Source organism: Halomonas sp. 18071143, from assembly GCF_019211725.1.
Classification (GTDB): domain Bacteria; phylum Pseudomonadota; class Gammaproteobacteria; order Pseudomonadales; family Halomonadaceae; genus Vreelandella; species Vreelandella stevensii.
In genome coordinates this window covers 927,770-942,322 of record NZ_CP078120.1, presented here as the reverse complement: position 1 = coordinate 942,322, position 14,553 = coordinate 927,770, and the positions used below count along the sequence as shown (strand labels likewise).

The 14,553-nt window shown below is 62.6% G+C and carries 14 protein-coding genes; 3 read left to right on the top strand and 11 right to left on the bottom strand.

Annotation, left to right across the window (positions count from 1 at the left end; translation table 11 throughout):
* The 3 genes from KVY02_RS04555 to KVY02_RS04545 are packed head-to-tail and all read right to left on the bottom strand — an operon-like array spanning position 1 to position 2,764.
* Positions 1-762: a hypothetical protein gene (locus KVY02_RS04555; RefSeq protein WP_016916402.1), complete on the bottom strand. Its 762-nt coding sequence runs from the start codon at positions 760-762 to the stop codon at positions 1-3.
* Positions 759-1,589 carry a mechanosensitive ion channel family protein gene (locus KVY02_RS04550; protein ID WP_081192370.1) on the bottom strand — a complete coding sequence of 277 codons (831 nt, stop codon included), beginning with the start codon at positions 1,587-1,589 and terminating at the stop codon, positions 759-761. Before KVY02_RS04550 ends, KVY02_RS04555 begins: the two co-directional genes overlap by 4 nt.
* A gap of 8 nt (positions 1,590-1,597) precedes the next feature.
* The gene (locus KVY02_RS04545) at positions 1,598-2,764 is read right to left on the bottom strand and encodes a hypothetical protein (protein ID WP_081192819.1); all 1,167 of its coding nucleotides are present in this window, start codon (positions 2,762-2,764) and stop codon (positions 1,598-1,600) included.
* A 137-nt stretch (positions 2,765-2,901) separates the two neighbouring features.
* Here KVY02_RS04545 and KVY02_RS04540 point away from each other — a divergent pair, with 137 nt between their 5' ends.
* Complete coding sequence (locus KVY02_RS04540; RefSeq protein ID WP_016916399.1) at positions 2,902-3,165, top strand: hypothetical protein; 264 nt, start codon at positions 2,902-2,904, stop codon at positions 3,163-3,165.
* Between the two features lie 156 nt (positions 3,166-3,321).
* Here KVY02_RS04540 and KVY02_RS04535 read toward each other — a convergent pair whose 3' ends face one another.
* The 8 genes from KVY02_RS04535 to KVY02_RS04500 form a co-directional block, all read right to left on the bottom strand.
* Positions 3,322-4,329, bottom strand: a complete 1,008-nt coding sequence (locus KVY02_RS04535; RefSeq protein ID WP_081192372.1) for a zinc-dependent alcohol dehydrogenase family protein — start codon at positions 4,327-4,329, stop codon at positions 3,322-3,324.
* 59 nt (positions 4,330-4,388) lie between these two features.
* Positions 4,389-6,281: an ABC transporter ATP-binding protein gene (locus tag KVY02_RS04530; protein ID WP_034072633.1), complete on the bottom strand. Its 1,893-nt coding sequence runs from the start codon at positions 6,279-6,281 to the stop codon at positions 4,389-4,391.
* A 48-nt stretch (positions 6,282-6,329) separates the two neighbouring features.
* A complete protein-coding gene (locus tag KVY02_RS04525) occupies positions 6,330-7,373 on the bottom strand; it encodes an AbrB family transcriptional regulator (RefSeq protein ID WP_193461621.1) in 1,044 nt (347 codons plus the stop codon).
* A 108-nt stretch (positions 7,374-7,481) separates the two neighbouring features.
* Positions 7,482-8,339 carry a PA4780 family RIO1-like protein kinase gene (locus KVY02_RS04520; RefSeq protein WP_189462635.1) on the bottom strand — a complete coding sequence of 286 codons (858 nt, stop codon included), beginning with the start codon at positions 8,337-8,339 and terminating at the stop codon, positions 7,482-7,484.
* A 20-nt stretch (positions 8,340-8,359) separates the two neighbouring features.
* Positions 8,360-9,757 carry an ATP-dependent RNA helicase DbpA gene (dbpA, locus tag KVY02_RS04515; RefSeq protein ID WP_256357565.1) on the bottom strand — a complete coding sequence of 466 codons (1,398 nt, stop codon included), beginning with the start codon at positions 9,755-9,757 and terminating at the stop codon, positions 8,360-8,362.
* A gap of 267 nt (positions 9,758-10,024) precedes the next feature.
* Positions 10,025-10,492, bottom strand: coding sequence for a Cys-tRNA(Pro) deacylase (ybaK, locus tag KVY02_RS04510; RefSeq protein ID WP_081139034.1), 468 nt, complete (start codon positions 10,490-10,492; stop codon positions 10,025-10,027).
* 179 nt (positions 10,493-10,671) lie between these two features.
* A complete protein-coding gene (locus tag KVY02_RS04505; RefSeq protein WP_039175732.1) occupies positions 10,672-10,941 on the bottom strand; it encodes a hypothetical protein in 270 nt (89 codons plus the stop codon).
* A gap of 99 nt (positions 10,942-11,040) precedes the next feature.
* The gene (locus tag KVY02_RS04500; protein ID WP_016916390.1) at positions 11,041-11,904 is read right to left on the bottom strand and encodes a cation diffusion facilitator family transporter; all 864 of its coding nucleotides are present in this window, start codon (positions 11,902-11,904) and stop codon (positions 11,041-11,043) included.
* A 109-nt stretch (positions 11,905-12,013) separates the two neighbouring features.
* On the opposite strand from KVY02_RS04500, the gene KVY02_RS04495 reads away from it, so the two are divergent.
* Together KVY02_RS04495 and KVY02_RS04490 are read left to right on the top strand one after the other, a co-directional pair.
* Entirely contained in the window at positions 12,014-12,883 is an 870-nt protein-coding gene (locus tag KVY02_RS04495) for a LysR family transcriptional regulator (protein ID WP_039175729.1), read from the top strand.
* 204 nt (positions 12,884-13,087) lie between these two features.
* Entirely contained in the window at positions 13,088-14,497 is a 1,410-nt protein-coding gene (locus KVY02_RS04490) for a PhoH family protein (RefSeq protein ID WP_016916388.1), read from the top strand.
* The last annotated feature ends 56 nt before the right edge of the window (positions 14,498-14,553 follow it).

Below are 14,553 nucleotides of genomic sequence, written 5' to 3'. Positions count from 1 at the left end.
CTAGCCCTTCAGCGCATCATCAGGAACGAAAATCCACCCTTCGGCCGTCGGCATCTCCGCTGGCGGCCAGGCAACCTGCTGGGGCGCATGCTCCAGTGCCCAGGCCAGCAACGCACACTGCCATGCATCGTGCATGTCCTGCTGGCGGGGGGTGGGCTGGTGCAGCACCGCCTGCCATTGGGCCGGGATCACGCAGCGCTGGCGCAAAGCGGCAAAGCCCTTGGAGCGTTTGGCGGGGGATGGATACCCCTCCACGACAGTCAGCTCCCCCTGCTCGCTCTGCCACTGACCGCACGCCACGCTATGCGGCGCAAAACGCGCCAGCACGTGCATGCCTTTGGTGGCCTGGCTGCCAATCATGTCTTTGATGGGCGATAGCGGCGTGACGCCACGTTCGAACAGCCAACGCTCGGTGTGTCGGTAGAGATAGGGATTTTCCTGAGAGCGGCCCAGTGCCGCGACGGCTTCCCCTCTGGCCAGGGCCAGCAGTGCCTGCGGCAGCGCCAGTGGTGTATCCACCGCCATGAAGACCCGTTCACCACCGTCCGCCATGTGCTGGCAGAGCCCCAACAGGCGCGTGATCAGATCACCAGGCGAGGCGGCGTCATTGAGCGTCTCGCGCAGATTGCCCCGCCAGGGCGCTCCCACCAGGGTCAGTGACGCATCGAGTACCACCAGCGCATCTCGGCTGGCCGGGTTATGGTCGCAATTCCAGCCGCCCACGTCCCAGCCGATGTAGAGCTTCTCGTCCTGCGCCTTCATGTCCGCCCCGCGCCCTGGGCATCCATCAGCATCTCAGGGGACAGTAGCGCGGGACGAATACCGGCATCGCTCAGAATCGCCTTGCCGCGTACCGTCAAATCGGTCACGAACAGGAACTGCTGACGCGGATCGACGGGATAAGCACGGATGCGATAGTGCGTTCCCCAGGGTTTCTCCTCGGCCACGACGATGATGGGCTTGTCGAACGTCAGGTAGGCGCTGGTCAACGCCACGTCGCGCAGCGCCTGGCGCACCCAGCCGCCTTCGTGCTCGGGGTGCAGGTAGAAGCTGGCCACACACTGGAGGCTGGCGCCGCCATTGTTGGCGTTGTAGATGGCCGAATCCCAAAGCTTCAAGTGCGGCACGGCCACCAGATCATCGTCCGGCGTTTGAATCTCTACCGTACGCATCCCCACATGCTTGACCTCTCCGTAGGTGCCTTCGATATTGACCCAATCTCCGGGCCGATAGGGCAGCTCGACGGCAGAGACCACGCCCGCAATCAGGCTGCTGACATACTCCTTCAGGGCAAAACCGATGGCCAGGCCTATGGCCCCCAACAGCGTCACCATGTTGCGTAAAGAGGGCTCGATGACGATGGGCACCGCAACGGCCAGGACCGTGATCAGGATCAGCAGACGCGTCAGTGGCACCAGCGCAAAAACCCGAAACCTGATCGGGCCATGCAACCGATTGGCCAGCCAGTTGAGCCCCCGCTGGCTGGCAATGATCAGCACGATGGCACCTGCCAGCAGCAGCCCCAGCGTGATGAAGGCTTCGCTGTCGAGTTCGTTAAACAGGCGGGCATACTGTTCGTGATCGTCCATGGGGGCTCCTAAAGCGGGTCTACCAGGTAGTGTCTCGATTCCAGCAGTTGCCGAACGCTGGCGTAGCTCAAGGGTGCTACCTGCCACCGCCCCTGATGGCAGTGCAGCATGCCGCGACTGGCCAGCGCGAACCGAACGCTCACTATCTCGTGTTCCGAGAAAGGCAGCACGTGGGCCAACGCCTGATCCTCCAGCCCCCCATGGATCAACAGGGTGTGCAGCAGCAGGGTGGCCAGATCGCCGGTGTCGGCGGGGAGCTCCGCATCCGCCAGCGTATCCAGCAGCCATAGCGATGTTTCGCCATGATCGGAACGGTTGCCCGAGTGAGCGCGGGCGTCCTCGGCCGGTTCACGCAGGCGCTCACGCCAATAGTGCCAGGCAATTCCCAGGTGGCCGCGACTATGGGCCGCCAACTGCTGGAGCTCCTTGAACACGCCCTTTTGTTTGGGGGAGTCCTCCAGCACGGGCTGGCGAGTACGGGTGCTGTAAACGGGCGGGCACTGGCCTGCAGCCTGGGAAAAATAGTCCGCCAGCTGTGCGCCTTCTAGCCCTTGCAGCGCCAACACGGGAACCCCTTCCAGCCCAACGGCCTGCTTCAGAAAGGCGTAACTCCAGCTATCACACCCCAACACGCCCTGCCCCAGCCGCCCGCCCTGGGCACGCTCCACCAGCGCGCGCACGCCCTGCAAACCGTAGGCATGACGCAGGAAATGCCGCTCCAGCGCCGGAATGGCCCAGCGCTTTGCCGGGGCAGCCGCCGTTACCCACGCCAGCTCTCCAGCCATGCGCTCGGCAAAGGTAGGCACCTCCAGGCACTCGATGCCGTGCTGGCCCGCCCAGTGGCCAACGATATCCGCATGCCCACCGTGGGGAGGCGACACGAACAGCACCAGCGGTGCCTCTTGATAGGCGGCCAGCGCCCGATGCAAGCTCATCGCGGCAGGCGTCCAATCCACCGGAGGCGCCCAGTGGGCGAGTTTCACTTCCGGCAAGGCGCGCAGCTCACTCTCCAGTGCCGCCTGACGCCTGTCAGCACGGTTTCCCAGCATCCAGGCAGTGGCCACGCGCCAACTGCGCTGCCACTGGCTGGCCTGGGTATGCTGCGGTGTTTGAAAGGCTTCCAGTTCCACTACTTCCCACGGAGCTGGCGCTGCATTCGTCGGGCCTTGATCCATATCGCGCCTCGCGCCGGTAAAGTAGATCAAGATTAGCATGCCCCACGTACGACCACGCAGATAGCCGAACTTATCGTCTAGAATAAAGTCGTTAGGATAAGGCCAATACATTGATGAGCGATGCGCAGGAGGCAACGATGAGCGTGGTTGACGTCACCAGGGAAGAGCTACACGAGAAGCTTGCGAAGTGCATTGCTGGGGAGCGGGTGCTGATCGAACAAGACGGTAATCGGTTCAGCGCGCGCATACAGCATGTGGGTATGACGGGGGTCAAAGTGATCCCGGAGACCTTCATCAAGAACAGCACCGGTGACCCCGGGGATATAGATGGTGTCACCGTGCCCTACGATGATATCTGGGAGCTCGAGGTCAAGGGCGTGGTATTCAGCTGCAAAGCGTAGCGAGCCCGTTCAGCGTCATTCCCTTTTCGCTGGTATGAAACACAACGCCCGCCACCAACGCCCGCCATAGTGGCGGGCGTTGTGCTTGTCGCTATCTGACACGGGCTTGATCTGCTCGGGTTCGATCACTTTGCCTTCGATCAAGCGGTCACCCGATCAATAGCTGAGGCAGATTTTACCGAAGTGCTTGCCAGACTCCTGATGACGAAACGCATCCGCGATATCGGCCAGCGCAAACTCCCGGTCGATCACCGGCTTCAGATTGGCTGCCTCGATCGCCTTGATCATCTCCATCTGATGGCGGCGGCTGCCCACGATCAGCCCCTGCAAACGTGCCTGCTTGGCCATCAGCTTTGCCGTGGGCACCTCGCCTTCACGGCCGGTCAGCACGCCGATCAGCGAAATGTGCCCGCCGATTTTCACGGCGTCGATGGATTGCGGCAAGGTGCCCGGCCCACCGACTTCCACCACGTGATCGACCCCTTCACCGTGGGTCAACTCCAGCACGCGCTTGCCCCACTCCGGCGTGTCACGATAGTTGATGGTGTGCTCGGCGCCCAGTTCACGCAGGCGCTCCAGCTTGGCATCGGACGACGAGGTGGCGATGACCCGGGCGCCCATCAGCTTGGCAAACTGCAGAGCAAAGATGGAGACGCCCCCGGTGCCCAGCACCATCACGCTATCGCCCGCTTTCAGCCCGCCGTCTACCACCAGTGAACGCCAGGCGGTCAACCCCGCCGTGGTCAGCGTGGCGGACTCGGCATGGCTGTAACCCTTCGGCTGGTGGGTGAACCAGTTGGCCGGACGCACCACCTGCTCACGGGCATAGCCATCGACGCCATCGCCGGGTGTGGTGGCAAAATCGCCTACCCGAGCGGGGCCTTCCAGCCAATCGGGGAAGAACGTCGAGACCACTGCATCACCGACGGCAAACTCCTCTACTCCCTCGCCCACGGCCTCCACGACCCCGGCCCCATCCGACATGGGGATACGGCCATCAGCGGCAGGGATCATCCCCGCCACCACGGCATAGTCATGGAAGTTCAGCGAGCTGGCGTGCAGGCGCACCTTGATCTCGCCTGGGCCGGGCTCGCCGGGCGCAGCGAGGTCGACGACATCGAGGTGGTCCAGCCCACCGGGGGCGCGTAGCTGTATGGCTTGCATCATTATCTCCTTTGCATGCGCCAAAAATAGGCGACCGGTCTAGTATTGACTCTCTACGGCTACATGGGGGTCGCCTGTTCAGAATCAAGGTCATTGCCCAAAAAACCGCCCGACTGGCGCTGCCACAGGCCGGCGTAAATGCCGTTGCGGGCCAGCAGCTCCTGATGGGTGCCGCTCTCAACCAGGCGGCCTTCATCCACCACGATCAAGCGATCCAGCATGGCAATGGTCGAAAGCCGATGGGCAATGGCGATGACGGTCTTGCCTTCCATCAGGGCATCCAGCTGCTCCTGAATGGCGGCCTCCACTTCGGAGTCCAGCGCCGAGGTGGCTTCGTCCAGCACCAGAATAGGCGCATTCTTGAGCAGTACCCGAGCAATGGCGATGCGCTGACGCTGGCCCCCGGAGAGCTTGACGCCCCGCTCGCCCACATGGGCATCCAGGCCCCGGCGCCCCTGCGGGTCGACCAGATCATGAACGAACGTATCGGCATGGGCGCGGCACACTGCCTGCCACACATCGTCGTCGCTGGCCTGGGGGCTGCCGTAGCGAATGTTGTCGCGCAGCGAGCGGTGCAGCAGCGACGTGTCCTGGGTGACCATGCCGATCTGGTGGCGCAGCGACGTTTGGGTGACCTCCGCAATGTTCTGGCCGTCGATCAGAATGCGCCCTCCCTGCAAGTCGTAAAAACGCAGCAGCAGGTTCGCCAGGGTCGACTTACCCGCCCCGGAGCGGCCAATCAGGCCGATCTTCTCGCCGGGTCGAATGGTCAGGCTCAGCCCGTCGAACACGTGTCGGCTCTGCCCCTTGGCCTGGGCATACTGGAAGCGCAGGGCGTCGAAGACGATTTCGCCTTTGGGCACGCTCAGCGCCTTGGCGTTGGGGGCATCCTTGACCGTCGGCTGCTGGGCGATGGTGTTCATGCCATCCTGTACCGTACCGATATTCTCGAACAGCCCGGCGACCTCCCAGAGAATCCAGTCCGACATGAAGCGGATACGCATCACTAGCGCAATGGCAATGGCCAACACCCCCAGCGAGATCGCCTCCAGGAACCAGGCCGCAATGGCCATACCGGCGGTGCCGACCAGCAGCAGCGTATTGAGCAGCGTCAGGCAGACACTCATCAACGTGACCAGCCGCATCTGACGGTGTACGGTGATCATGAAGCCTTCCATGGCATCCTTGGCGTAGCGCTCTTCGCGCTGGGTGTCGGCAAACAGCTTGATGGTCTGAATGTTGCTATAACTATCGACGACCCGGCCGGTCATCTGCGCACGGGCATCCGCCTGGGCCATGGAAACGTCCCGCAGCCGGGGCACGAAGTAGCGCATGATGCCCAGATAGCCCACCAGCCAGGCACCCAGCGGCAGCAGCAGCCAGGGGTCTGCCCGCCCCAGTAGAATCGCCGCACCGGTAAAGTAGACGATGGCGTAGACCATCAGGTCCATGATCTTGGTGACGGTCTCCCGCACGGCCAGCGCCGTTTGCATCACTTTCTGCGACACGCGCCCGGCAAACTCGTCCTGATAGAACGCCAGACTCTGGCTCAGCATGTGGCGATGCGAGAGCCAGCGGCCGATCATTGGGTAGTTGCCAAAAATGCTCTGGTGGGTGATCAGCGACTGGCCCAGCACCAGCAGGGGCAGCCCGACCACTACCGCCAGCCCGACGCCCGCCAGCCACAGCCCGTGCTGCGCCCAGAAGTCGGCCCGCTCGACCCGGCCCAGCCAATCCACCAGCTCGCCCATGTAGCTGAAGAACATCACCTCGGCGGCTGACACCACGGCAGTCATCAGCGACATCAGCAGCAGCCAGGGCCAGACTGGCCGCGAAAAGTGCCAGATAAACGGCAGCAGCCCGTGGGGAGGCGTCGACACCTCACCTTCCGGGTAGGGGTTTACGCGGCGTTCAAAAAACTGGAACAGCGGCAACAGCAGGCGTGACAACATGGGAAGTCCTTGACGAAGAAGCCTTTGAAGAGAGCCGAATGGCGTCTGTCAGTGCGCTCGGCGGCGGCTCAACAGCCAGCGCGCCCAGAACGGCGCGAACACCATCAGGGTAATCATGCGCAGCAGGTGATGAAATGCCACGAAGACCGGGTCGATATCCAGGGCAACGGCCAGAATCGCCATTTCACCGATGCCGCCAGGGGCCAGCGCCAGCAGCGCCACATCTCGGCCCACCCCCACGGTACGATGAATGAGTTCGGCGAATACCGCCAGGGCCATCAGGGCCAGCAGGGTCGCCACGCCCGATTGCCACAGGTAGCGGCCCAACAACCTGCGGGTCATGCCCTGGAAACGCGAGCCAATGGCACTGCCCAGCACCCACAGCATCAGGTTCATACCCCACTCGGGCAGCGCCAGGCTGGCCATGTCCAGCCCCGACAGCAGGGCGGCCATGAGCAAGGGAGTCAGCAGCGCCGAGCTGGGGATGCGCAGCCAGCGGCCCAGCGGTATCAGCAGGGGAATGGTCAGCAGCATCCAGCCGTGTTCCAGCGACGAAGCGGCTGGCCCCAACGAGCCTTCGCCCCCTTCAAAGGCCCAGAACAGCGGTGGCAGGAAGAGAATGACCAGAATAATGCGCAGCGACTGGGCTACGGCGATGCGCTGAGGGTCACCACCACACTTTTCGCCCAGCAGGATCATCGCCGTCATCGCGCCGGGGGCGGCGCCAAACCAGGCGCTCACCGGGTCGAACCCGCAGCGCCGGTACCAGGCCGAGGCCACCGCGGTGGAGGCGGCCACCCCGAGCAGCAGCAGCGCCGCCGACAGCGGCCAGTCCAGTACACGATGTGCCAGCTCCGGCGTTACCTGGCTGCCCAGCACCAGCCCCATGACGGCCAGGAACACGTTGCGCAGCGGCTCGGGCACTGCAACGCTGGCGCCCTTGGCGGAGGCCAGCAGATTGGCCACCAGCGGGCCCAGCATCCAGGCCAGGGGAAGGTTCAGCAGTTGAAACAGCAGACCGCCCAGGGCGCCGACACCCAGCGACACGGCCAGCGCTCTGGCACTGGCTGCACTGAAACGACTTCCCTTCACGCGCCCCTCCCTGAAACGTGACCTACTCAAGCACTGGCGACTGGCCGCCGACACCCGCGCATGTCGTTACTCTGCTAATGGATAGCCTAGTGTACACGATATCGGCGGCTAGTCTTCGTCGTCATCGCCGCGCAGTCGCGCCAGGCGTTCGGCTTCCTCTTCCTTGGCGTCGTCGATGACTTCCATCAGCTCTGCCACGTTGGCAATGTGGCTGTCGAACTCGAAGTGGCCGGTCAGCTGGCTTTCGGGGTGCAGCTCGCCGGACTCATAGAGCGCCCACATCTCCTTGCCGTAGTGGGTGTCCAGCAGCTCCGGAGCAAAACGGCCAAAATAGGCGCGCATGTTGTTGACGTCGCGCTCGAGCATGGCGGCGGCGCTGTTGTTACCTGCGGCATCCACCGCCTGGGGCAGGTCGATGATGACCGGGCCGTCGGCATCCACCAGCACGTTGAACTCGGATAAATCGCCGTGGATGAGACCGGCACACAGCATACGCACCACGTCCTGAATCACTTTGGCGTGATAGCGCAGCGCCTGCTCGTGGGTCAGGGTGACATCGTCAAGGCGCGGGGCCACGTCGCCTGCCGCATCGCTGATCATCTCCATCAGCAGCACGCCATCCACGAAGCCATAGGGCTTGGGAACACGCACGTCGGCAGCGGCCAGCCGGTACAGCGCGTCCACCTCGGCGGTGAGCCACGCCTGTTCCTGCTCTTTCTGACCGTAGCGGGTCTTCTTGGCCATGGCCCGCGCGCGGCGGCTATTGCGCTCCTTGCGCCCTTCCTGATACTGCACCGCCTGCTTGAAGCTGCGCTGCTTGGCCTCCTTGAAGACCTTGGCGCAGCGCGTCTCGTCACCACAGCGTACGACGTACACCTGCGCTTCCTTGCCGCTCATCAACTGCATCAGCACCTCATCGATCAGGCCATCGTCGACCAGGGGCTGTAATCGTTTGGGTGTTTTCATGGCTTGCTGCGCTGATCCTGTTAGTGACGAATGCGGCGCACTCGGAAAGCACGCCCCTTGAGTTTATCCCGCTCCAGCTTGGCCTGGGCGCGTTGAACGGCACCGCGCTCCACCGCCACGTAAGCGCTGCGGGCCAGTACCTTGATCTTGCCCACCTGATCACCCCGCAGGCCGCCTTCACTGGTCAAGGCGCCCAGAATGTCGCCAGGGCGCAGCTTGTCTTTCTTGCCACCTGCCAGCTGTAGCGTGGCCATGGGTGGCTCGAACGGAGTGCTGTCGGACGCCTTGGGCAGCGGCTCGGTGATCAGCGGCTCGCCCAGCAGCTCCGCAAGGCGTTCGAGGCGATACTGCTCCTGCGGGGTCACCAGCGTGCAGGCGATACCACTGGCCCCAGCGCGCCCAGTGCGGCCTACGCGATGAACATGCACTTCCAGCTCGCGGGCGATCTGGTAGTTGAAGACGGCATCCAGCTGGGCGATGTCCAGCCCACGGGCGGCCACGTCCGTGGCAACCAGAATCGACGCACTCTGGTTGGCGAACAGCACCAGCAGTCGATCACGATCCTTCTGTTCCAGGTCGCCGTGCAGGGCCACCGCACTGAAACCCGCATCGACCAGGCTGTCGGCCACCGCCTGGGTTTCGCGCTTGGTGTTGCAGAACACCACGCTGGTGGTGGGGCGCGTGGCCAGCAGCAGCTGTTTCAGCGCCGCAAAGCGTGCGTCGTCGTTGGCCACGGCGTAGAAGTGCTGCTCGATGGTGGTGGCATCGTGGGTCTCTTCCACCTTGACGCTGACCGGGTCGCGCATGACACCCCGTGTCATGATGGCCAGGCCTTCGGTCGACTGCTCGTCCGGGAAGGTGGCGCTGAACAGCAGCGTCTGGCGGTCGGCAGGCGTGTCGGCAATGATGTCGTCGATGGTGGCTTGAAAGCCCATATCGAGCATGCGGTCGGCTTCGTCCAGCACCAGGGTGGTCAGTGACCCCAGCGTCAGCGAGCCTCTGCGCAAGTGCTCGTCAATGCGCCCCGGCGTGCCCACCACGATATGCGCACCGTGCTCCAGGGAGGCCAGTTGCGGGCCAAAGGCCGCGCCGCCACACAGCGTCAGCACTTTCACGTTGGCCATGCCGCGCGCCAGACGGCGCAGCTCTTCGGCTACCTGGTCTGCCAGCTCCCGGGTCGGGCACAGCACCAGCCCTTGCACGCTGAACGCTTCCACCCGGAGCTGAGAGAGCAGCGCCAGGCCAAACGCGGCGGTCTTACCCGAGCCGGTCTTGGCCTGGGCCATCACGTCGCGGCCCGCCAGCATGGGCGGCAGGCTCTGCGCCTGAACCGGCGTCATCTGGTGATAGCCAAGGGAGTCCAGCGTAGCAAGCAGCGCAGGCGACAGCGCAAGAGATGCAAAAGAGGTATCTGACACAAGAAATTCCTGAAGGGGCATAAGGCCTAGCGATTCGATAATGTGAAGCACCATACCAGAAAGCGCCCTGCCCTGCCTGACTGGGAGCGGGCCACCCTTGGCATGGCGTCAGGCTTTGTACGAAAAGTCGGCGAGCGATGGCCAGACAAGGCAAAAATCGGCGAAAAGACGGAGTTTACAAGGTGTAAATGAGTACTTTGATCGGACTCGCGCACGAGCCGATTTTTAACGCCGTATGGGCGAGCGTAGGCAGTTTTCGTACAAAGCCTAGGCGGAGAGCGCCGCGAATTGCCCTTGGCTCAAGGCCGCCAGGTCATCGGGGGAGAGCTCGATCTCCAGCCCGCGGCGCCCGGCACTGACATACAGCGTGGGCCACGCCTTTGCAGAGGCATCGATGAAGGTGGGTAAACGCTTTTTCTGGCCCAGCGGGCTGACGCCGCCCAGCACGTAACCGGTGCTGCGCTCCACTGCTTCCGGCGCTGCCATCGCCGCCTTCTTGGCCCCTGCGGCCTTGGCAATCTGCTTCAGCCCCAGCTGGCAATCGACCGGTACGATCCCCACGGCCAGCTGCTTGCCATCCAGGCTGACCACCAGCGTCTTGAACACTTGTGCCGGTGAAACACCCAGCTTTTCGGCGGCTTCCAGACCATAGGACGTGGCCGCTGCATCATGTGGATAGTCGTGTACCTGAAAGGCAATGCCTGCTTGCCGTGCACTATTGATGGCCGGGGTCATGGAGGTCTCGTGAGTTGAAGCGGTGGACATCTCATCGTCTACTGCCAAACTTAATAGCGTGCCAACGCTTTGGCAGTCAACCGACAGGCAGGCACGCCACGCAAGGGGAAACCACAAAAACGCGAAGCGTGAGTACCGCGCCAGCACGCAGGCTGGCGCGAGGCTTTAGGTGCCTTCGCTCAGGGGCAAGGCACCACGCGACGCAGGGTATCCTTGGCCCATAGCGTCTGGCCATCCGGCGTGCGGCCATGCTCGTTCCAGCGCTCGGTGGTTTCCAGGCAATAGGAGCCTGCATCTTCCGTGCGCGGGTCAGCGCTGACGGGGCGCTCACCACCGATACGCATGACGTCTGGGTTATCCGTGGTATAGCGGGGGGCAACGGTATTACTGGCACAGCCAGCCACCAGAACGGTAGCCAGCAGTACGGGCAAACAGCGGCGCAATGGCATGTTTTACAACCCTCACAAGCAGTGTTAAACCGACACCAGTTGTCGGTAGCGCTAGATATCACTCACCCAGCGCTACCGTCAATCTTTTTTGATGCGGGCTCAGGTCACCAGTGTAATGCTCATGACCGGGCGCAAATTACGCTGCTTGCAGTGCTGTTCGACGCTTTCCACGATCTCTTCGGCGTCATCGATCTGCTGCTTGTCCAGTTGGATATCCACCATCAGGAAACTGCCCACCTGGGCCAGGCGCACATCGTCGTCGGCAATATCGAAATCCGCCACTTCCTGAATCACTTCCTGACGCACGCTGCCCACGGGCTCACCGAACATCAGTTCACGCAAGGCATCCTTGACCATGCGAATCGGCATGGGCAGGAAATAGCCCGCGATAATCAGCACCATGACCGGGTCGGCGAACCGTGCCAGATGTGCCCAGGGCGTCAACGTTAGCCCCCAGGTCAGCGCGAACCCCAGCATTACGGCGGCACTCAGCCAGGTATCCATCTGCCACTGACGAAGCTCGGCATTCAATAGCGAAGACTGGGCAACCCGCGCATGGCGCGCCAGCCACCACCACGTCACCAGACACCCCGTGACGTTGACCACGCCAAAGATCAAGGCCAAGTCCAGGGTCACCAGACGACCTCCCTGCGCCAGGCTCCACAGCGCCGAGACCAGCGAGAACAGGCATACCAGGGCAATCACCACGCCTTTGAGCAGCACTGCCAACGGCTCTACCGTCAGCCGCCCAAAGGGGTAGTGATCATCAGCGGGCTTGCGCGCCTGCTGAAGGGCAAACAGCGACAGCGAGGCCAGCACTAAACTTAATAGCGAATAGCCGCTGTCGAAGAGTATCGTGATCGAGCCACTGGCCAGGCCGAGCGCCAGGCCGGTAAACGCGAACAGACTGGCAGAAATGGCGGAAAATCTGAGCGCACGGCGCTCTGCGATGAAGGGGGTCACGCGAATTGCTCCATGAAAAGTAGGTATAGCGCGGGGTATCATAGGAGGACCTATCACGTTAAACCAATCGCTCAGCGCCAATATTATTGGCACCCAGGAAGGCAATATCATGCGCGCAGAACAGGTGGAAGCGTTTATCGAAGTGACCGAACACGGCTCCTTTGCGGCGGCGGCTCGGCATACCGGCATGAAACGCAGCACGCTCAGTGCGGCCGTGAACGCCTTGGAAGATAGCCTGGGGGTGGCGCTGTTCGAACGCTCGGGCAACAGCCTGCAGCTCACGGCGGTGGGCGAAAGCGTGTTGCCGGACTGCTACCGCCTGCTGACCAGTGCCAGCCGGATCAAGAAGCATTGCCAGCAGCATTTGCAAGGCGTCGAGAGCCAGCTGTGCATTGCCCGCGACGATGCGCTGCCCGAAGCCTTCTGGCGTCAGGTCATGCACGAACTGAAGCAGCGCTACCCGCTGACCGCCATTTCGGTGTACCTGCTGCCCCCGCAAGAGCACCCGCAGTTCGTGGTGCGCCAAACCGTGGACATCGCTTTCGGCCTGTATACCGCCGAGGGCACCACGGTGAAGGCCAATCATCTGGCACCGGTCAGCATGAGCCTGGTGGCCGCTCCCGATCACCCGCTCAGCCGCCTGCCCAGCGTCACCCGAGATGATCTGGCCCAGTACACGCAGGTGTGCCTGACCTTCGACCAGGGCGACAGGCTGGTCAGCGAAGCGCTGTTTTCGACCAACTACCTGGGGTTGACGATGTTCGAGGTGATCCGTGATGCGGCGATCAACGGCACCGGCTGGGCACTCTTGCCCTACCCGTTGGTCAAAGAAGCATTGGCCAACGGTCAGCTCTGCGCGCTCAATCATGACCTGGCGCTGGAGAGCCACTACTACCGCTACGTGGAGGGAGAAAGCCTTGGCGTGGTAGCCACCGCGCTATTGACCAGCGTTACGCGTTTTCTGAGCGCGACCCGCTAGGCCTCGAACGTCATCGCAATATGGATCAATGACTGCGTTGAAATAACGCTGTGGCGAAAATGGCCAAAGCCTTCCACGCTATAAGCAAGTACTTAACAAGGAGGAGCAGGACACGCTAGCGAAGCGGCACAGGTAAGTGTCATCCAAGCGTAAAGAGCATCTGCCAGTGTCGGTATTGCCGTCAACCAAGGAGTAGTTTCCGCGATGGTACGACTCGATAAGAAAGCCACCAGGCTGTATGTGCTGGATACCAACGTCCTGATTCACGACCCCGCCGCGCTCTATCATTTCGATGAGCACGATGTGGTCATCCCCATGACCGTGCTTGAAGAGCTGGACAAGCACAAGAACGGCATCCGTGAAATTGCCCGCACCGCTCGCCAGATCAGCCGCACCCTGTCCGACCTGACCAATCAGGTCACCTTCGATGAAATCCAGAAAGGCATCCCCATTCCGCGTATCAGCGGGGAGTCCGGTCGGCTGCACTTTTTATGCTACAACGACCTGAAGCCATTCGACGCGCTGGATGACAGTCCCGACAACCGCATCCTGGCAGAGACCTGCCGCCTGCGTGACGAGCGCCCGGATGCCTCGGTGATTCTGATCACCAAGGACATCAATCTCCGCGTCAAGGCTGCCGCGCTGAAGGTCCCCGTCGAGGACTACCTCAACGACCGCGCCTTCTCCGACAGCGATGCGATGATCGAAGGAGCCAAGGTGTACGAGGCCGCAGGCCTGGGCGGTGCCTCGCTTTGGGAAAGTCTCAACGTGGAGGTCAATGTCGAGCGCGTCGCGCACCACACTTTCTACCAGCTCAGCGGCACCATGCCCCGGGACTGGCATGTCGGCATGCTGGTGTCGGATAGCGAAAACGGCGCGGAATTCGAAGCCATCGTTCGGGAGCTATCGCCCTCCTCTGCCCGCTTGCAGCTGCTCACCAACTACCGCCACCACGCGGGCGTCTGGGGGGTGCACGCCCATGACAGCCGCCAGAACTTCACCCTCAACCTGCTCATGGACCCCGAGATCGACCTGGTGACCATTGCCGGTAATGCGGGCACCGGTAAAACCTTCATGACCCTGGCCGCCGCGTTTCAGCAGACCCTGGACAGCAAACACTTCGAGCGCATCGTGTTCACTCGAGCCCCCATTCCCATGGGCGAAGACATCGGCTTTCTGCCGGGCACGGAAGAGGAAAAGATGTCGCCGTGGATGGGGGCCTTCCATGACAATATGGATAACCTGTTGCGCAACGAGGAGGGAGAGTCGAGCTGGGACAACGGTGCCACGCGGCAGCTGATCGGCTCGCGGGTGCAGATCCGCTCGCCCAGCTTCATGCGCGGGCGCACGCTCAACGATACGTTTCTGATCATCGACGAGGCGCAAAACTTCACGCCCAAGCAGCTCAAGTCGCTGGTGACGCGGGCAGGGCGTAACACCAAGATCGTCTGCCTCGGCAACGTGGGACAGATCGACACCCCCTACCTGACCGCCAACACCTGCGGCATGGCCGCCGTGGTGGAGCGGTTCCGGGATTGGCCCCATGCAGGCCACATTACGCTGAAAAGCGTCGAGCGTTCACGGCTGGCACTGGCAGCAGAAGAGCTGCTTTGAACAGCCGCTAACGTCCCCACCCACCCTCCAACCCACGACCGCCCAGCCTGGCTGGG

Bases quoted from the DNA above. Each gene is read 5' to 3' on its own strand.
- KVY02_RS04555 (WP_016916402.1), bottom strand. From the start codon at position 762: ATGAAGGCGCAGGACGAGAAGCTCTACATCGGCTGGGACGTGGGCGGC.
- KVY02_RS04550 (WP_081192370.1), bottom strand. From the start codon at position 1,589: ATGGACGATCACGAACAGTATGCCCGCCTGTTTAACGAACTCGACAGC.
- KVY02_RS04545 (WP_081192819.1), bottom strand. From the start codon at position 2,764: ATGGATCAAGGCCCGACGAATGCAGCGCCAGCTCCGTGGGAAGTAGTG.
- KVY02_RS04540 (WP_016916399.1), top strand. From the start codon at position 2,902: ATGAGCGTGGTTGACGTCACCAGGGAAGAGCTACACGAGAAGCTTGCG.
- KVY02_RS04535 (WP_081192372.1), bottom strand. From the start codon at position 4,329: ATGCAAGCCATACAGCTACGCGCCCCCGGTGGGCTGGACCACCTCGAT.
- KVY02_RS04530 (WP_034072633.1), bottom strand. From the start codon at position 6,281: ATGTTGTCACGCCTGCTGTTGCCGCTGTTCCAGTTTTTTGAACGCCGC.
- KVY02_RS04520 (WP_189462635.1), bottom strand. From the start codon at position 8,339: ATGAAAACACCCAAACGATTACAGCCCCTGGTCGACGATGGCCTGATC.
- ybaK (WP_081139034.1), bottom strand. From the start codon at position 10,492: ATGACCCCGGCCATCAATAGTGCACGGCAAGCAGGCATTGCCTTTCAG.
- KVY02_RS04505 (WP_039175732.1), bottom strand. From the start codon at position 10,941: ATGCCATTGCGCCGCTGTTTGCCCGTACTGCTGGCTACCGTTCTGGTG.
- KVY02_RS04495 (WP_039175729.1), top strand. From the start codon at position 12,014: ATGCGCGCAGAACAGGTGGAAGCGTTTATCGAAGTGACCGAACACGGC.
- KVY02_RS04490 (WP_016916388.1), top strand. From the start codon at position 13,088: ATGGTACGACTCGATAAGAAAGCCACCAGGCTGTATGTGCTGGATACC.